This window comes from Flavobacterium sp. ARAG 55.4 (genome assembly GCF_051846875.1).
Lineage (GTDB): Bacteria > Bacteroidota > Bacteroidia > Flavobacteriales > Flavobacteriaceae > Flavobacterium > Flavobacterium plantiphilum.
In genome coordinates this window covers 195,184-214,623 of sequence record NZ_JBPYCT010000001.1, presented here as the reverse complement: position 1 = coordinate 214,623, position 19,440 = coordinate 195,184, and the positions used below count along the sequence as shown (strand labels likewise).

The window sequence follows — 19,440 nt, the reverse complement described above, 5'->3', positions numbered from 1 at the left end:
TAGGTATTATTGATTTCAAACCAATGATTTTAAGCCAAAGAAATGTATTTTAGCCCCAAAAAATATCCGAATGCTTTTTCTATACAATTTCATCATTACAATTGCCGATTTATTCTTAAAAATCGTAGCACTTTTTAGTCCAAAAATGAAACTGTTTGTTTCAGGAAGAAAAACAGTTTTTGATACGCTTTCGCAAAAGATAGACACAAAAGACAAAACCATTTGGTTCCACGCCGCTTCTTTAGGCGAATACGAACAAGGGCTTCCTGTTATTGAAAAAATAAAAGAAAAATATCCTGCACATAAAATTGTACTAACTTTCTTTTCTCCATCAGGTTATGAAGTCAGAAAAAATAACGCCGTAGCAGATGCAACAGTGTATTTACCAATAGATACTAAAAAAAATGCACAAAAGTTTCTAAAACTAGTTCATCCTGAAATGACTTTCTTTATTAAATATGAATATTGGCCGAATTATCTGAACGAATTAAAGAAATCAAATACCCCTACATATTTAATCTCAGGTATTTTTAGAGAAAACCAAATGTTTTTTAAATGGTACGGACAATTTTACAGAAATGCATTAAATAGTTTCACTTTCTTTTTTGTCCAAAATGAAAAATCTAAAAAACTGCTACTTGAGTTAAACCATACAAATGTGGCGGTTTCCGGCGATACACGCTTTGACAGAGTAGTTAGCATTTTAGAAAAAGACAACACTTTAGATTTTATTGCTGAGTTTAAAAACAACACGACTACTATAGTAATAGGAAGTTCATGGCCAAAAGACGAAGACCTTTTAGTTAAATACATCAATTCTACTACACAAAAAGTAAAATTCATCATTGCGCCACATAATATAAAGAGCGAGCAAATCCAACAATTAAAAAACAACATAACTAGAAAGACCGTATTATTCTCTGAAAAAGAAAACAAACACTTAGCAGATTTTGATGTATTCATCATTGACACTATCGGGATACTGACAAAAATATACAGCTACGCTGACATTGCTTATGTAGGAGGTGGTTTTGGCAACCCTGGCATACATAACATATTAGAGCCGGCCACTTTTGGTGTACCCATAGTAATTGGACCTAACTATTCTCATTTTGCCGAAGCAATTGATCTGGTAAATCTTGAAGGTTGTGTTAGCATTTCAAACAGCAACGAATTAACCGAAACTTTCGATTGTTTGCTTACAAACGAAATTTATCGTAAGAAAAAAGGCGATATTTGCGAAAGCTTTGTAAAAAATAATAAAGGAGCGACATCTATAATTTTAGGGGAAATTTAATAGACACTGAAACCATTTCTAAACAAAAATTAGAAAATCAGTATTTTAAAAATATTCTTTTTATACTAAAAAATAAAAAAAGAAACCCATTATCCGAATCGCAAAAATCATGGATTAAAAAAATTTTATTCTTAAAAAACAAACCCTCCATTTTCGGAATCTCTAAATACAGCGTTTTAGCTGAATTAAAAAAACATAAACAACTCACAATCAAAACACTAAAAACAAGAGTCAAAAAAACATTATTCACAGCCATTTAAGAAAAATCTTTTGAATACAATTCAAATATCATATACAAAACTTACATTTTATTGCGCAAAATATAATCGAATAATATTTTAAAAAAAAAATGAAAAAATATTTTACATATCAAAAATTTTATATCTTTGCCTCGAATTAATAATTAACCTTTTATAATAAAGTAAGATGAAAAAAGTATTTTTAAGTTTAGCTGTAGTTGCTGTTTTAACTGTTGTATCTTGTAAAAAAGCTGAAGCTCCTGCTGAAGAAGTTGCTGCTGACACTACTGCTGTAGTTGTTGACACTGCTGCTGTTGCTGTTGATACTGCTGCTGTTGCTGTTGATACTGCTGCTGTTGAAGCTCCTGCTGCTGAGTAATTTTAAATTACAGTAAAAAATAAGCCGTTACAATGTAACGGCTTTTTTTATGCTTATTATTTTATCTTCACTCACAACATTCTTCCTGCTAATCTTCAAAAACAAAATCATTATTAGCAAAATCTAATATCTCTGCTTTCGAACCATATTTTATTATCTCATCAATTCCTTTCTGAACCATTAATTCAGTACTGTATTTCCTGCTTACAGCAATAACCCGGCCTTCTGACACAACACGAAAAAAAAACTTCCCTTTCGAAGTCTTAAATTTAACAAATGAACAAGTCTCAAACACTGATCGCAAATACTCCGCATCAGCCTCACAATCCATCCTTAATTCATACGCATTACTCGTGAAAATAGTTTTTCCTTTTCTTGAAGTAAATTCAAACTTATAATCTCCGCTAAATCTTTTACTAATAACAAAAGTGCCCATATTTTCTATTCAAACAAATTTCAAAAATCACCTCTATAACAAGCCTTAAATTACCAAATTAAACAACAAAAAACTGATTTTAATAGAAATAAAAAAAGCCCCAAACATTAGTTTGAAGCTTTTTGTACTCAGAGCGGGACTTGAACCCGCACGAACATTGCTGTTCACTGGATTTTAAGTCCAGCGTGTCTACCAATTTCACCATCCGAGCATTATCTGATGCTGAGCGAAAAACGGGGCTCGAACCCGCGACCTCGACCTTGGCAAGGTCGCGCTCTACCAGCTGAGCTATTTTCGCATTATCAATCCTTAAAAAGAACCGCTATACTTGTTGTGTATTGCGGATGCAAATTTAGAACTTTTTTCCGCCTAAACAAGACTTTTTCGAAAAAAAATTCAATATTTTCAGTAAGGTTTTGATTTACTTTACTTTAAAAGTAAAAATTATTTTCTGGTCAGCATTCTTTTAATTTCATTAAGCTTCATTAAAGCTTCCACGGGAGTAACCGAATTAATATCGATATTTAAAATCTCTTCTTTTATTTCTTCCAGCAAAGGATCATCCAGATTAAAGAAACTCATTTGCATTTCTTCCTTATCCGATTTGATGCCGTTTAAAGCATCACCAGAATGATCTTTTTCCAGCTTTTTCAAAATCTTTTGTGCTTTCAAAATTACAATCTGAGGCATTCCTGCCATTTTTGCTACATGAATACCAAAACTATGTGCACTCCCCCCTTTTACCAATTTCCGAATAAAAAGTACATTATCCTTTAACTCTTTAACCGATACATTATAATTTTGAATACGTTTCAGGGATTCTCCCATTTCATTTAACTCATGATAATGAGTAGCAAATAACGTTTTAGGTTTTGAAGGATGCTCATGCAAAAATTCAGCAATAGCCCAGGCAATCGAAATCCCGTCATAAGTACTGGTTCCTCTTCCTATTTCATCCAGCAAGACTAAACTTCTGTCAGAGATATTATTTAGAATTGAAGCCGTTTCGTTCATTTCAACCATGAAAGTGGATTCTCCCATCGAAATGTTATCACTCGCCCCTACTCTGGTAAAAATCTTATCCACTACGCCCATTTTTACACTATCGGCTGGAACAAAACTTCCCATCTGAGCCAACAGTACAATTAAAGCTGTTTGACGCAAAATAGCCGACTTACCCGACATATTAGGCCCTGTAATCATTATTAATTGCTGTGTTTCTCTGTCTAAGAATACATCATTAGCAACATAAGGAACCCCCACAGGCAATTGTTTTTCGATAACCGGGTGTCTTCCGTTCTTAATATCTAATTCAAAAGTTTCATCCAGTTCCGGACAAACATACTTATTTTCAATGGCTAATTGTGTAAAAGAACACAAACAATCCAGTTGCGCCACTAAATTTGCATTTAATTGCACGGGTTTAATATAGGTTGCTATCCAGGCTACTAATTGTTCGAATAATTCTGTTTCTATTTTATGAATCTTTTCTTCAGCACCCAGAATCTTAGCTTCATATTCTTTCAATTCTTCAGTTATATACCTTTCTGCATTAACCAGTGTTTGTTTGCGGATCCATTCTGCAGGAACCTTATCTTTGTGCGTATTTCTAACTTCAATATAATAGCCAAAAATATTATTAAAAGATATTTTTAAAGAAGAAATTCCGGTTCTTTCAGATTCTCTTGCCTCAATACCTTCTAAAAACTCCTTTCCGGAAGTAGAAATCGCCCTCAACTCATCTAATTCCTGACTTACCCCTTTTGCAATAGCATTTCCTTTAGCAATAGCTACCGGAGCATCCTGATTTAAAGTTATTTTGATTTTTTCACGCAACAAATCGCAACTGTGCAAATTATCACCTATTACTTTAACCGCTTCCTGAGGACTTGCCAGAGCTAATGTTTTTATTGGTATTATCGCATCTAAAGATTCTTTTAAATAAACCACTTCACGAGGAGAAACTTTTCCGGCTGCAATTTTAGAAATCAAACGCTCCAAATCAGAAATCTGCTTAATCTGGTATTGCATTTTTTGCAACACCTCCTGATTTTCTTTCAGATAAAAAACCACATCATGACGGCTTTGTACTTTTTTGATATCTTTTAGTGGCAGTGCCAGCCAGCGTTTTAATAAACGACCTCCCATTGGCGAAAGCGTTTTATCAATTACATCCAAAAGTGTTACGGCATTAGGATTATAACTGTGATACAATTCGAGATTTCTTATAGTAAATCGGTCCATCCACACATAAGCATCCTCAGCAATACGCTGAATAGCCGTTATATGCTGTACTTTGTTGTGCTGTGTTTCGGAGAGATAATACAAAATTGCCCCTGAAGCTATTATTCCTTCTTTCAGTTCTTCTACGCCAAAACCTTTTAAGGAAACTGTTTGAAAATGTCTGGTTAGCGTTTCAAAGGCATAATCTTCTTTATAAATCCAGTCTTCTAAATAAAAACAATGAAAATCTTCTCCAAAATGTCCTTTAAAATCATTTTTATTGTTTTTTTGAATCAAAACCTCCGAAGGACTGAAATTTTGTAATAACTTATCAATATACTCAGCATTTCCCTGAGCTGTTAAAAACTCACCTGTAGAAACATCCAAAAAAGAAATTCCAATGCATTTGCTGGTAAAATAAACCGAAGCCAGAAAATTATTCGTTTTAGAATGTAAAACTTCATCGTTCATAGAAACACCGGGCGTCACTAATTCAGTCACACCGCGTTTTACAATTGTTTTAGTCATTTTAGGATCTTCAAGCTGATCACAAATAGCCACACGAAGCCCTGCTTTGACTAGTTTTGGCAGATAAGTATTGATTGAATGATGTGGAAATCCTGCCAGTGCAGTCTCTGTTTCTGATCCTGCTCCTCTTTTAGTGAGTGTGATTCCCAGTATCTTTGAAGACCTGATAGCATCCTCTCCAAATGTCTCATAAAAATCACCCACCCTAAACAACAAACAAGCGTCAGGATACTTTCTTTTTATCTCATTATACTGCTTCATTAACGGGGTTTCCTTCGCCACTTTATCTTTAGATGCCAATTTTATAGTCTGTTTAGTTTATGTGAAAAATTTATGAAAGCGAATTTAAAAATTTTATAATGAATAACTACCACTTCAAAAATTAAAAATATTTTTAAGGATTTTTTATACCATTGGCATGATTTTTTCTTTAGCTTTGTTCTACAAACAAAATTCTAATAAAAATGAAAAAGATAATTTTACTTGCTGCACTAGTTGTTTTTGGAGTTACTACTTCTAAAGCACAGGAAACAACAAAAAAAATCAAAGCTACTGCTACTAAGATGGCAAAAGTAAACGGAGCGGGAATGGTTTTTGAAAATGAAACTATAGATTACGGAACTATTGCTCATAATGCAGACGGAAAACGCGAATTTGTTTTCACAAATAACGGAAACAAACCATTAATCATTACAAATGCTGTAGGTTCTTGTGGGTGTACAGTACCTTCAACTCCAAAAGAACCAATTGCTCCTGGAGCTAAAGGTGTAATTGGAGTAAAATATGCAACTGACAGAGTTGGAGCTTTTTCAAAAACGGTAACGGTATCTTCTAATGCTGCCGGACAACCTACAAAAACTTTAACAATCAAAGGAACAGTACTTCCTGATGATGCAAAAAAGAGCTAATTTTTAAATTATATAACTTTCAAAAAGCTTCCCTTTCCTAAAATCGGAAGCTTTTTTTATTTCATAAATTATTTTCTAAAATGAGAAAACTAGAAAACAGTGAATTAGAACGCAAATCCATCGAAGATTTTAAAAATTCAGAGAAAACACCTCTTATTTTGGTTCTGGACGATGTACGCAGTTTACACAATATTGGTTCGGTTTTTAGAACCGCAGATGCCTTTCTGATTGAAAAAATTTATTTGTGTGGAATCACCGCAACACCACCCAACAAAGAAATTCATAAAACTGCTTTAGGAGCCACCGAAACTGTAAGCTGGGAACATAACGAAAATGTAATTGACACTATAAGCACTTTAAAAAAGCAAGGAATAATCACACTGGCTATCGAACAAGTAGAAAGTGCTGTTTTTTTACAAAATTTTGAAGTCAAAGAAAATCAAAAATATGCGCTGGTTTTTGGAAACGAAGTTCATGGTGTAGCTCAGGAAGCTGTAGCTGCATGTGATGGCTGTATTGAAATTCCACAATTAGGAACCAAACATTCCTTAAATATTTCAGTGAGTGCCGGAATTGTAGTCTGGGATTTATTTCAAAAAATACATTGGTCAAAATAAGCCCATCTCAAAAAAAATAATACTTTTATAATATGAGAACCAAGCTTTTGCATATTATAATAATCATAGTATTATTGATTAAAACCACATGTTATTCAAGCATTATTGATCCGCCAACTATAACAGCAGACGGAAATAATATTTATTGCCCACAAACGTATACAAAGATTGCAGAAAATGTTATTATCTCTAATGATGATGAATCAGAAACAAGTACAGATGCAGTGTATATTCAAATAGCTTCCGGTTACGTAAACGGACAAGATATCTTAAAATTAAATGATGATTATATTGCTGCTCATCCTGCGATAACAAGTTTTTTTAATGTTACTGAAGGCAAGCTTAAAATTTACAGTACTGCCGGCACTTTAGTCCCTTACACTGAATTTATTAAAGCTATTGAAGCCGTGGAGTTTTTCAATTCATCTGCGAGTCCGTCCGGATCAAGGAGTTTTTCAATCAGCATAGGGATTGGAAATTTGAGTTATTTACCCCGAAACGGACATTATTACGAATACGTTCCTTCATATGGAGTCTCCTGGACAAGAGCAAAATACGAAGCTGGTATTCGCAAATATTATGGGCTACAAGGCTACTTAGCCACTTTGACAGCTGCGGATGAAGCCCAATTAGCCGGTGCACAGGCTCCAGGTGCAGGATGGATTGGAGGAAGCGATGCCCAAACGCAAGACGTATGGAAATGGGTTACAGGCCCCGAGGCCGGGACAACTTTCTGGATTGGAAAAACCAATGGATATGCAACCGCTCCTTATTATTATGCCAATTGGAACTCCCCTAATGAACCTAATAATGCTACAAATAGTAATAAACCAAATGGCGAAAACTATGCCCATATAACCGCTCCGGCTGTTGGAAGACTCGGAACCTGGAATGATTAACCTGATCAAGGCGATCCTCCAAACGTTATTAATTACCATCCCCGGGGATATATTGTTGAATATGGCGGAATGCCCGGAGATCCTGTATTAAAACTTTCAGCGAGCACAATTCTTACTATACCACAAATTACCAGTACTACACCAGCTGCAAGATGTGATAACGGATCACTAACTCTAAAAGCAACCGCTTCGGTCAGCACCATAAGCTGGTATGACGCTCCTGCCGGAGGAAATTTATTAGCAACAACTGATAGTTTTACCACCCCTTTTTTATCAGCCACCACCTCTTTCTATGTTCAGGTCACTGACTGTGAATCTACAAGATTAAAAGTTACAGCAACTATCAATACTATTCCAACCTTAAACATCCCTAACACAACAGTTCCTCTATGCGGAACAGGAACTAGTACTTTAACAGCATCTACTGATTTCGGAATTATAAACTGGTACGCGTCTTCTGCCGATACCACCATTTTAGGAAGCGGAGAACAATTCACAACTCCTGTACTTACTGAAAATACCACTTATTATGCCGAAGCAGTTAATAATGGATGCAGCAGCGGAATCAGAATTCCTGTGAATATTGTAGTATACCCTAAACCCGAAGTAACAGATGAAACTGTCATTTTATGCAAAGGATCTGAAACAGAACTAAATGTCGGATTAACAGATATGCAATATTTGTGGTCTACAGGTGACACATCGGAACAAATCACAGTCAACACTGCTGGTACTTACACTGTAGATATTACTAACCCCGACAATTGTACCAGTAGAAAAACAATCACCGTTTTGGAGCGCAATATCCCTGAAATCAACTATATTGATGTGAATGAAACCACAGTAGTGATCTATCCTAAAAAAGAAGAAAACTATTTTGAATACGCTGTTGACGGTATTAATTATCAAAATTCCAATGTCTTTTTTAATGTTTCAAGCGGTTTACATACGGCTTATATAAGAGAAATTAACTTTTGCGGAACAGCTGTTAAAGACTTTATAGTTATAAATGTTCCAAAATTTTTTACTCCGAACAACGATTCTTTCAATGATCGGTGGGAAATTAACGGACTGCATTTTTACCCCGGAGCTTCGGTAACAATTTTTGATCGCTATGGAAAGTTAATCCATATTTTAAACAGCAACAATCCCAGTTGGGATGGAACTTATCATAAAAAAATGCTTCCTGCTGCTGATTATTGGTATGTACTAAAAATTGATGATTCAGGAACTGAAAAACGGGGTCATTTTTCTTTAAAAAGATAATTTTATTCCTGAATTTTCTTTTGAATTTCGTCTAAAACAAAAAGATAATCCTCTTGATTATTGACAAAATCCCTGTTACTCATATCGATAATTAAAACATCTAAACCGGTTTGCAGATTCAGATAATCCAAATAAGCTTCATTAATTTTTTCTAAATATCCAACCGAAATTCCCTGCTCATAACTTCGTCCTCTTTTTTGAATATTTTTTAACAACTGCTCCGGTTTTTGCAATAAATAAACATACAAATCCGGCTTGGGCATTTCTTTATAAATAATCTCAAATAACTTTTTATACAATAAAAACTCCTGCTCTTCCAGAGTAACTTTTGCAAAAATCAATGATTTAAAAACATGATAATCGGCTACCAGAAAATTGTTTTCTAAATTCAAAAGTTTTAAATTTTCAGAAAGCTGTTCATATCGGTCAGCTAAAAAAGATAATTCTAATGAAAAAGCATACCGTTCCTGATCGGTATAAAATTTCTCTAAAAAAGAATTATCTGCAAACCGTTCAAATAATTTTATACCCTTAAAATCTTCAGCTATTTTATTAGCCAGTGTTGTTTTTCCCACTCCAATATTTCCTTCAAAAGCGATATATTTTATCTTTTGAAAAAAAATAGTATTCTGTAACGGGTTTTCTAAAGATTCTACTACAATACAGTCTCCCTGATCCGGACAATCGGTTATTAATTCAGCAATTGTTTTGTGAAAAACAGGATGCACCCAGTTGATTTTTAAATCCTGAAAAGGCAACAAAACAAATTTCCGGTTCTGCATTAACGGATGCGGTATACTAAGCACTTCCGTTTTGATAATTTCCTCATCAAAAGCAATCATGTCAATATCTATAACCCGGGATTGATAACCGCTTTCATTTTTGCGTATACGACCTAACTTTTGCTCAATCGATAATGCTTTCAGAAGAACTTCCTGAGCCGAAAACTGGCTGTGTAAAATTAAGGCACAATTATAGAAAGCATCGCTGTCAAAACCCCATGCCGCCGTTTCATAAACACGGGACAGCCTGATTATCGTTCCTATTTCCCGATGTATCAGGCAGATGCATTTTTTGATTGTTTTGAGTCGGTCGCCCTGATTACTCCCAATGGATAAGATAACCTGATGTTGTGCTTTCATATTAAGCACAAATTAACTAAAGAATTTTAGAAATAACAATATATTTGCATAAAGTGTCAGCATCCTATTTCAATACAACAATCAGGAATGAGAATGTTTTTCACTAATAAATCAAAACTATTATTATGAAGTTTTTAAGTAATGTTATTGCGACTGTTGTAGGGTTGTTTGTATTTTTAATGCTGTTTTTCTTCGGAATTATATTCATTGCCGCAATTTTTGGTGGAGAATCAGAAACAGAAAGCCTTAAAAATAATTCAGTAATTGAATTAAATCTTGAAGACATACATTATGACTATGCCGGAAAATACAAAGATCCGTGGATGAGTTTTTTCTCTGAAGAAAAAAATATTGGACTTTCAGATGTCATAGATGCTATCGATGTTGCTTCAATTGATGATAATATCAAAGGTATTTCCATCTTAAACAACAATTCCCAATTAGGAATGGCACAAACTAAGGACTTGAGAAATGCTTTAGAAAACTTCAAAAAATCAGGTAAATTTATCATGGCTTATGCTAATAGCTATTCACAAAAAGAATACTACCTGAACTCCGTGGCTAATAGTATTTACTTAAACCCTGTAGGCGAACTTGATTTTAAAGGGTTATCTTCTGAAATTATGTTTTTCAAAGATTTACAGGAAAAAACAGGTGTAAAAATGGAAGTACTCCGACATGGAAAATACAAAAGTGCTGTTGAACCTTTTTTAGAAGATAAAATGAGTGATGCAAACAGAGAACAAACAACAGTATTATTAAACAGCATCTGGAATTCTGTTGCTGCTGATATTTCAAAAAGCAGAAAACTCTCGATCAGCAAATTAAACGAAATAGCCGATGGACTGCTGGCCCGGACTCCTGAAATGGCTAAAAAAGAAAAACTTATCGACCATATTACCTATGAAGACATTTATCATAATGACATTAAAAAAGCACTAAAAGCAGATACTGAAAAAGATTACAATAAAATATCAATCACTGATTACACACGCAAAATGACTACAACCGCAGTTATTACGGAAAGCGATAACAAGATTGCTATTATTTATGCTCAGGGAGAAATTCAAAGTGGCGAAGGTGATGTAAATACTATTGGCGAAGGTTCTATGCGCCGTTCCCTGCAGGAAGCCCGAAAAGACAAAAAAGTAAAAGCAATTGTATTAAGAATTGATAGTCCCGGAGGAAATGCACTGACTTCCGATTTGATCTGGAGAGAAGTAGAATTAACTAAAAAAGTAAAACCTGTAGTGGTTTCTATGGGTAATTATGCTGCTTCGGGAGGCTATTATATTGCCTGTAATGCCAACACTATTTTTGCTCAGAATAACACCATAACAGGTTCAATCGGAGTTTTTGGAATTTTACCTAACTTTAATGAGCTATCTAAAAAAATCGGCATTAACACAGAACAGGTAAAAACACATGAAAATGCTGCAAGTTACAGCCCGTTTGTTCCTGTAGATGAAAAATTCAAAGCCGTTACCTTAGAAAGCATTGAACATATTTACAAAACCTTTGTACATCATGTTGCCGAAGGACGAAAAATGAATTTTTCAGCAGTTGATTCTATTGCTCAGGGAAGAGTATGGTCTGGTTCTGAAGCATTAAAAATTGGTTTAGTAGATAAAATCGGAGGTTTGAATGCTGCTGTTGCTGAAGCGGCACGTTTATCAAAAATTAAAAATTACAGCACTCAGAATTATCCTGAATATGAAAAAGATTTCGACGATGTACTTTCTCAATTTCCTTTTGCAAGCAGTAAAAAGAATATAATAAAAGAAGAAATTGGTACAGAAAATTACCAGTTATTACAGCAAGTTAAAAAATTCCAATCCCGAAAAGGAGTCCAGGCGATTATGCCTTTTGAAATTTCGATAAATTAAAAAAAAATCGGTTTGAGTTTAAACTCAAACCGATTTTTTTTAAATAGAATTTCTATCAATAAAGTTAAACGGATTTTTAATTTTTCCCGATTCTTTATTTAAAATCATACTGGCAGCAGTCGCTCCCATGACTTTAAAATCAGTTGAAATGACCGTGATTCCCAACAATTCTTTCAAAGGAGTATCATTATAGGATATCACACCTATTTCTCTACCTAATTCAAAATCTTTATCTCTTATTTGTTTAACCAGACTCACTAAATCTGATTCTTCGATTGTAATAAACAAATCTCCTTTTTTCAACACAATATCATCATAAACCTCTCTTAAAATCTCGTACTCTAATCCTGAATCAACACAAAACCTTTTAAACCCGTTGAGAATCCTTCTGGGATAAGGATAAACAGAACTTTCGGGATAAATTAATATTAGTTTATTATATCTTGAAATCTTTTCGATACCTTGTTTTAAAGCACCATAAATATCGTTTTCATAATCCTGACAAACTTCAATTATGGAATCTTCAATTCCTTTATTATTATCTAAGATGACTAATTTTTCTTTTGGAATTTTATTAATTGCCTGTAAAACGCTCTCTCCCGAACTAAAGTGGGTTAAATTATCCGTTTTAAAATGAGGCATAATTACATAATAATCATATACTCCTATGTATTTATCAATTAAATTAAGGAACAATGTCTGATCACAATGGTAAATGTGTAAATCTGTCTGAGAATTTCCTCCAATATTATTTATAAAGGAATTGTAAATTCTCATTTTATAAGAACTTAACTTATTGATTAAAAAAAGTACATTAACTTTTGCAATTAACTTGGTACGTGTTACATAATATCCCTTACCTCTGATAGGAGTTATTATCTTTCTTTTTTTCAGAATATTATATGCTTTTTCAACTGTGTCCCGTGAAAGATAAAATTCCTCACTAAGCATATTGATAGAAGGCAACTTTTGATCCATCTGTAATTTGCCTGTAGAAATACTATCAATTATCGAGTCTACTATCTGTTTGTATTTTGGGATTCTTGAGTTTTCACTTAAACTCATTGAAAATGAAACTCCCTCATCAATCATCTCTTTTGTCAAAAACTTTTCCATTTCCCTATAAATTAATTTTACTTTTCCATACGAACAATTCTCTTTTCAATTTAAAAAAAGAGAAATTAATATCTCCAAATAAACCCATGTAACCAATTACCAAATATAAAAATAATTTTACTATAAAAAATAAAAAGTCCAAAAATAAAACAAAATCACTATAATTTACGAAAAAATATATCATATACACAAAAGCCGGATTGATTGTGTAAAAACTAATCAAACCGGCTTTAAAATTTATGTAGCGATGTTAAATAAAAAATTTATTGTTTCATTAACTGCGTAAGTACTGATTTTGGTATTTCTAAAACAGTTCCGTGACGGGTTCCTGAAGGGAAACTAATTTTATCCGAAACATCTTCCCAGCCGGTTCCTGTTTGTTTTAAAGCACCGTATTTATGATCTCTGTACTTATCAAAATACACCATCCACTTTCCGCCTATTTTAATAGCTGTTGGTCCTTCTGCCCAGTAATTCCCTGTAATTGGAGTACTGGCTTTTGAATAAGGCCCTGTTAATTTATCACTATATGCTACTTTAAGATTTTTTTGCACAGGAACTTTTGTTTCATCTTTTAAAAACATAATATATCCTTTATCATCTTTCATAATCGAAGAATCAATTACATTAAAACTGGGCTCATAAAGTAATTTTGTCGGCGCATAAGTTTTAAAGTCCTTCGTAGTGGTATAATAAATTCTGTGATTATAGCCGGTATCTTCAGTAGATTGTGTTTCAGGAAATTTTCCTGTTACAGTACTCGCCCAGTAAATCATGTATTCTTTCTTCTCTTCATCATAAGTGATTTCGGGAGCCCAGGTATTACGTGTTCCGTTTTCATGAGTCATAACCGGTAAAAATTCCTGTTTTGACCAATGGATTAAATCTTTTGAAGAAGCATATCCTATCCCTTTATCAGTCCAGCTCACTGTCCACACCATATGATACAAGCCATCACCTCCTTTTATAATACAGGGATCTCTCATAAGTTTATCTTTACCTACTTCCGGAGTCAGAAACGAAGCATCGTTTTTCAAAGATTGCCATTTATATCCATCTTCACTGTAAGCGAAATGCAAGCCATCTTCACCATTTCCTTTGAAATAAGAAAAAAGATAAACCGATTTTTCAGCTATTATTTTATTAGCCGTTAACCAATGTTCCAAAGCTTTTGGCCAATCGGTATTTGTACCCACTACCCCAAGTCCGAAACCATGACCTCCATTTTGATAAATATGCATTTCGGCAGGAACTTTATTCTTTTTCAAAGCCATATAATAGTTAATACTATTCTCTACCGGAACAGCACCATCATCTGTTGCATGAATTAAGAATGTAGGCGGTGTATTTTCATTTACTTCTTTTTCATTCGAATAGTTAGCAATCAAATCAGCCGAAGCTGTTTTTCCTAAAAGGCTTTCTTTCGAACCATTATGTGTGATTCCGTTTTCCATAGAAATTACCGGATAAATCAGCATCGAAAAATCAGGACGTGCACTCATATCATCCTTAGCATCATATACTTTATCCAAATAATGAGTGGAAGCCGTTGCGGCTAAATGACCTCCTGCCGAGAATCCGATGATTCCAATTTTATCCGCATCCAAGTTCCATTTTTCAGCATTTCTGCGAAGAACACGAATAGCTTCTTGTGCATCCTGTAATGGCCCCACCGTTTTATCCTTCATGATATCATCGGATGGCAAACGGTATTTTAATACAAAGGCCGAAACTCCAATAGAATTAAACCATTCAGCTACTTTTATTCCTTCTTTATCAATAGATAAAACTGAATATCCTCCTCCGGGACAAATAACAACTGCCGCATTTTTAGATGATTTGTTTTCAACCAAAAACGGCATTAACGTTGGTTCAGTTACCTTTCTGATTCCTGTTCGGTTGCCTTTTGAATCCAATCTTGGTTCTTCTTTGTAAGCTTCATTTTTAATCGCTCCCGGAACCTTATCCCACAATGCAAATGCCGCACTCTCCTGAGAAAAGCCATTTAGTGAAAATCCCACTAAAAAAGCAATTCTAAAAAATAATCTTTTGTTTACTTTAATCATATTTTATTTCATTAATTGTATCCTTTTTATAAATAATCTAATTATTGTCTTTCAAAACATCCTAAATCCGGTGCGTTACCTTTAAATGAAAAACCTAAATCAATTCCCGCATCTAGTAATTTACTTAAAGGTGTTAATTTTAAGAAATCAGTGTCGGGCAAACTTCCATCTGCCTGACGCGGAGCCATCAATAATTTTTCATCAAGACTCCTGAAATCAGAAGCGGTTACATTTATATTAGCCAAATCAAAAGAATTGTTTTTCAATACACAACGGGATTTATCAATATTTGCTAACTCCCTAACTTTAGCATCAAACCCCAGATTATTAACTAATTCATGATTCCATCCGGGACCATCCGTTCCAAAATCAACAGGATTTAGAGCCAGACAATTAAGCATATCATAATTTATTCTGTTTTTATAAGCCGTATTATTGTGCCAATAATTGCCTTCTAAATGATGATTAGCATAAAATCCGCCTTGTTTATTTCCAACCGCCAAGCAAAAACGGATTGTGTTTTTGGGAATTGGAGTGTAATTAGCAATTACATTGCTGTACGGATTTCTGCCTTTAGCATAACCACCTGCCTTAAACCCGTTTCCATCAGCTCTGGACACAAAATCAGGAGTGTAACCATTGTAAAAAGCCCAGCAGTTTTCTATCAAAACAGCTTCGGCATTATTGATTAAATCAAAGCCATCATCACTATTAAACCACGCACGACAACCTCTGAAAACATTATTGATATCTCCTTTTTGAAGATGAGCACCAAAACCATCGGTATTACCACCCTTTCCTCCTTCGGAGACAGAATCCCAGTTATTGTAAGCATCGCAGTTTAATATCAGATTATTTGAACCACTCAGCATATAAACTCCAATAGCCATATTATCATGCATATTGAGTTGTTCCAAAACATTATGACTTCCGCGAACTTCAAAACATTCTGATTGAGTGTGGGTTTTAATTGTTACCTGAACACCTCTAACTTCTATTCCTTTTATTCGAATATAATTTGCATTTACTAAAAAGGCGATGATGCGTTTTCCGGCAGGCTTAATGTTTTTATAATCAAAAACCGGTTTTTCATTTTTATAAGCCAGATAAGAAATTCCGTTTTTATCTAATTTAGTAACATATGCCCAGATGCCTCTTGACTGTGCAATTTGTTCCTCTCTCATCGAATAATTTCCTCCTCTTATAAAAACCGTATCACCTGAACCGGCTAGCTGCTGTGCTCTTTGTATCGTTTCAACAGGATTTGTAATTGTTCCGTTATGAGCATCATTTCCCGAAGGAGCAACATAGAATTCTTTTGCAAAAAGAAAAAAGCTATTCAAAAACAGTACGGCAATCAGGATTTTAGATTTCATCTTACAGCAATTGATTTTAATTAAAAAGGGAAGCTTAAATAACTTCCCTTTTCCTGTTACAAACTATTAAGCTTACTTACAGGAAGAAAGCAAAACAGTATTTCTTAATTATTTCATTTTGTAAATTTCTGATCCGGCTAACAAGAAACAACCCAAACCATAATCTTCAAAATCAGGAATTTTATCATAGCTTAATGGCATACCATCCTTTGGTTCTTTTCCTGTAGATTGCAGGTATCCTAAAAATCCATTTTTGTGCAAACTCTCAGTGGTTAATGCTTTCCAGGCTTTTTCAATAACCGGCAAATAGGTTTTCTTATCTAAAAGACCATTGTTAATGCCATAAGCAATTCCATAAACAAACAAAGCAGTTCCCGATGCCTCTTTTTCTCCATAATTATTTGGATCATGCAAACTTGCATTCCAGAAACCGTCGGCTCTCTGAATAGGCACTAAGGCTTTCGCCATTGCTTTCAAATCTTTTACATATTGTGCTCTGTGAGGTGCATTTTCAGGAATGATGGTCAATACTTTTGCCAATGCTCCAATTACCCAACCGTTTCCGCGGCTCCAGTAACAGTCTTCTCCGTTTGGTTCTTTATAAGGAGGATCAAAATCAGCATCACGCCACCACAAACCGTCTTTTGGATTGAATAATCCATTATCCCCGTGTTTATTTCTGGAAAACATATACATTTCATACATTTTCTCATAATACTTATTATCGTTTTCTAAAACACCCATTTTAGCAAAAACCGGCATCCCCATCTGAATAGCATCAATCCACGACCAATCGTCATTTTGTGGAGTATTCAGCAACATATTAATATTTGCTCTCGTATTTTTAAGTTTTTTAGCATCCGGTTCTAAATTATACAAATCAATATAGGTTTGAGCCGCACAATAATTATCCGCGTTGCGTGTGGTATTTCCACCTCTGAACCCCCATTTGTGGAATTCTGCCCAGTCGTAAGCATATTTATAATAAGCTTCTTTTGGATAGATTTCGTGCAAAGCCATTAATCCTTCATAATATACTCCGCGGGTCCAGATATTACTTGGGCGTTCTGTATTAGTGATAATTGTTTTTCCGGTATCTGGCCATTTGTCCATGAAATATTTATTAGCCAATTCCATTTGAGCCAGTACTTCCTTCTTGTTAAAAGGATTTTGCGCACTCAAAGCCGAATTGTATAATAAAAAAGAGGTAACGATTAAAACCAGTTTCTTCATTTGTTTATTTTTTGTGAATTAATAATAAATTTAAAGTTCCTATTTTTGATAAAAATAATTAATTAGGTAAAAATAGCTTAAGAGTCTCGCTTTTCCGTCCTGTAGCATCCTGCTAAATTAAAATTTATAATCAATTTTCGGCATAAAAATTGCGATTCGGACACAGAAATTAAAAAAATACTGCCTCTCAATATTTTTTGCCTGAAATTTTCAAAAACAAACATTCACTAAAATGAACCGATTAAAAACGATTACAGTACTCACTTCAACAATGTTAATCCTGCTTTGTTGTAATACAAAAAAAAACTTAAAGACACCAACTGAGACCATCAACATCATGACCGAAAATGAAGTGGGTGTAAAAATGCTTTCTGACGAAATAGAACCGGTCAAAGCTCCTTTTACCACAATCAATTTTGAAAAACCCCTATTCCCTTCTGAAAAAATAATTTTAAGATTATCTGCTACAGAATTAAACACTGCAAAAATTCAAAAAGCAATTGACGACTTAAGTACTAAAGGTGGCGGAACGGTTATTGTTCCTGACGGAAAATGGCTCACCGGAAGAATCCAGCTGAAAGATAACATTAACTTTCACTTAGAGAATGATGCTGAATTAATTTTTAGTGGCGAAATAAAAGATTTTCTCCCGGTTGTTTTTACCCGAATTGAAGGAATTGAAGTGATGTCTCTGGGTGCTTGTATCTATGCTAATGGAGCAACTAATATTGCTGTTACCGGAAAAGGAAAGCTTGTTGGACCTCAGCCGGGATCTATTCGTGACCGCATTTTAACAAAAGACGTGATTGATAATGTGATTGATCCCAAAACATCCGTTTCTGAGCGAATTGTTGACGGAAAAAAACAAGACTGGATTTTCCCTCCCATGTTTATTTCGCCTGTTAATTGCAAAAAGGTTTATATCGAAGGTGTTTCATTATCCAACACTGCTTTTTGGAATATTGTTCCTATTTACTGTGACAATGTCATTATTCGGGGTGTTACAGTAAATTCTGCCGGAATAGCCCGCGGTGACGGAATTGACATAGAATCCAGCAAAAATATATTAATTGAATATTGTGATCTTAGCACTGGTGATGATTGTTTTACCATGAAAGCCGGCCGTGGAGAAGATGGCATCAGAGTCAACAAATCAACCGAAAATGTAGTGGTACGTTATTGCCTGGCTTTAAAAGGACATGGCGGAATCACCTGCGGAAGCGAAACAGCAGGAATGATTCGAAACCTCTATGTTCATGATTGCGTATTTAATATAGAAGGAGTTGGCATCCGTTTTAAAACCCGAAGATCACGTGGTGGAGGTGGCGAAAACATAACCTATGAACGCTTCAGAATGAATCTGGAACAAACAGCTATCAAATGGGATATGCTGGGTTCTTCCGGCAGTGTGGGTGACCTAGCAGATCGCTTACCGGCAAGACCCATTAATAAACTGACTCCAAAATTTCGAAATATCACAATCAAAGATATCATTATCGAAAACTGCTCCACTTTTATAAAAGTTTTTGGAATTCCCGAATCCCCGGTAACCAATTTAACGATTAAGAATGCCAATGTGAATTGCACCGAATTATTTAACGCACATGATCTTAAAAATGCTGCTTTTCAGAATATGTCAATTACAACCAAAGATTCCTCTTTATTTTTATTAGATTCTAAAAATATTGTTTTTGACAACATTGATTTTAATACACCTGAGTATGTAAAACTGGCTATCAAAGGTGGCTCTTCTGATTCGATTATTGTTCGTTCCTCTAAAAACATTCAAAACAAAATATTTTTAAAATAAGGCTATTAAAACAAAAAAC

Annotated in this window: 15 protein-coding genes and 2 tRNA genes; 8 read left to right on the top strand and 9 right to left on the bottom strand. The window is 34.4% G+C overall.

From position 1 onward, the window contains the following. Positions 1 to 70: 70 nt before the first annotated feature. Both ACSV4D_RS00950 and ACSV4D_RS00945 read left to right on the top strand, forming a co-directional pair. Complete coding sequence (locus ACSV4D_RS00950) at positions 71 to 1,297, top strand: 3-deoxy-D-manno-octulosonic acid transferase (protein ID WP_439226803.1); 1,227 nt, start codon at positions 71 to 73, stop codon at positions 1,295 to 1,297. 426 nt (positions 1,298 to 1,723) lie between these two features. Beyond that, a complete protein-coding gene (locus tag ACSV4D_RS00945; protein ID WP_408080952.1) occupies positions 1,724 to 1,915 on the top strand; it encodes a PG1828 family lipoprotein in 192 nt (63 codons plus the stop codon). An 88-nt stretch (positions 1,916 to 2,003) separates the two neighbouring features. Here ACSV4D_RS00945 and ACSV4D_RS00940 read toward each other — a convergent pair whose 3' ends face one another. The 4 genes from ACSV4D_RS00940 to mutS form a co-directional block, all read right to left on the bottom strand. Continuing rightward, entirely contained in the window at positions 2,004 to 2,351 is a 348-nt protein-coding gene (locus ACSV4D_RS00940; protein WP_439226802.1) for a YegP family protein, read from the bottom strand. A 125-nt stretch (positions 2,352 to 2,476) separates the two neighbouring features. Further along, a tRNA-Leu gene (locus ACSV4D_RS00935) sits at positions 2,477 to 2,562 on the bottom strand. A 14-nt stretch (positions 2,563 to 2,576) separates the two neighbouring features. Continuing rightward, positions 2,577 to 2,649, bottom strand: a tRNA-Gly gene (locus ACSV4D_RS00930). Between the two features lie 146 nt (positions 2,650 to 2,795). After that, positions 2,796 to 5,402, bottom strand: coding sequence for a DNA mismatch repair protein MutS (gene mutS / locus ACSV4D_RS00925; RefSeq protein WP_439226801.1), 2,607 nt, complete (start codon positions 5,400 to 5,402; stop codon positions 2,796 to 2,798). 164 nt (positions 5,403 to 5,566) lie between these two features. Here mutS and ACSV4D_RS00920 point away from each other — a divergent pair, with 164 nt between their 5' ends. From ACSV4D_RS00920 to ACSV4D_RS00905, 4 genes are all read left to right on the top strand, one after another. Next, positions 5,567 to 6,010 carry a DUF1573 domain-containing protein gene (locus tag ACSV4D_RS00920; protein ID WP_408080949.1) on the top strand — a complete coding sequence of 148 codons (444 nt, stop codon included), beginning with the start codon at positions 5,567 to 5,569 and terminating at the stop codon, positions 6,008 to 6,010. Between the two features lie 80 nt (positions 6,011 to 6,090). Next, a complete protein-coding gene (locus ACSV4D_RS00915) occupies positions 6,091 to 6,627 on the top strand; it encodes an RNA methyltransferase (RefSeq protein WP_439226800.1) in 537 nt (178 codons plus the stop codon). Positions 6,628 to 6,659: 32 nt separating this feature from the next. After that, entirely contained in the window at positions 6,660 to 7,526 is an 867-nt protein-coding gene (locus tag ACSV4D_RS00910; RefSeq protein ID WP_439226799.1) for a hypothetical protein, read from the top strand. A gap of 69 nt (positions 7,527 to 7,595) precedes the next feature. Next, positions 7,596 to 8,792, top strand: a complete 1,197-nt coding sequence (locus ACSV4D_RS00905) for a T9SS type B sorting domain-containing protein (RefSeq protein ID WP_439226798.1) — start codon at positions 7,596 to 7,598, stop codon at positions 8,790 to 8,792. A 2-nt stretch (positions 8,793 to 8,794) separates the two neighbouring features. Here ACSV4D_RS00905 and folK read toward each other — a convergent pair whose 3' ends face one another. Further along, entirely contained in the window at positions 8,795 to 9,934 is a 1,140-nt protein-coding gene (gene folK / locus ACSV4D_RS00900; protein WP_439226797.1) for a 2-amino-4-hydroxy-6-hydroxymethyldihydropteridine diphosphokinase, read from the bottom strand. Between the two features lie 125 nt (positions 9,935 to 10,059). Between folK and sppA the strand changes: the two genes are divergently transcribed. Next, positions 10,060 to 11,820 (top strand): signal peptide peptidase SppA, encoded by a 1,761-nt coding sequence (sppA, locus tag ACSV4D_RS00895; protein ID WP_439226796.1) that lies wholly within the window; start codon positions 10,060 to 10,062, stop codon positions 11,818 to 11,820. A 39-nt stretch (positions 11,821 to 11,859) separates the two neighbouring features. On the opposite strand, the gene ACSV4D_RS00890 is transcribed toward sppA, so the two are convergent. From ACSV4D_RS00890 to ACSV4D_RS00875, 4 genes are all read right to left on the bottom strand, one after another. Next, a complete protein-coding gene (locus tag ACSV4D_RS00890) occupies positions 11,860 to 12,936 on the bottom strand; it encodes a GntR family transcriptional regulator (RefSeq protein ID WP_408080944.1) in 1,077 nt (358 codons plus the stop codon). Between the two features lie 263 nt (positions 12,937 to 13,199). Further along, positions 13,200 to 15,002: a prolyl oligopeptidase family serine peptidase gene (locus ACSV4D_RS00885; protein ID WP_439226795.1), complete on the bottom strand. Its 1,803-nt coding sequence runs from the start codon at positions 15,000 to 15,002 to the stop codon at positions 13,200 to 13,202. A 41-nt stretch (positions 15,003 to 15,043) separates the two neighbouring features. Further along, on the bottom strand, positions 15,044 to 16,378 hold the full coding sequence (locus tag ACSV4D_RS00880) for a right-handed parallel beta-helix repeat-containing protein (protein ID WP_439226794.1): 1,335 nt from the start codon (positions 16,376 to 16,378) through the stop codon (positions 15,044 to 15,046). 108 nt (positions 16,379 to 16,486) lie between these two features. Then, positions 16,487 to 17,611: a glycoside hydrolase family 88/105 protein gene (locus ACSV4D_RS00875; RefSeq protein ID WP_439226793.1), complete on the bottom strand. Its 1,125-nt coding sequence runs from the start codon at positions 17,609 to 17,611 to the stop codon at positions 16,487 to 16,489. A 232-nt stretch (positions 17,612 to 17,843) separates the two neighbouring features. Between ACSV4D_RS00875 and ACSV4D_RS00870 the strand changes: the two genes are divergently transcribed. Then, a complete protein-coding gene (locus ACSV4D_RS00870) occupies positions 17,844 to 19,421 on the top strand; it encodes a glycoside hydrolase family 28 protein (protein WP_439226792.1) in 1,578 nt (525 codons plus the stop codon). The last annotated feature ends 19 nt before the right edge of the window (positions 19,422 to 19,440 follow it).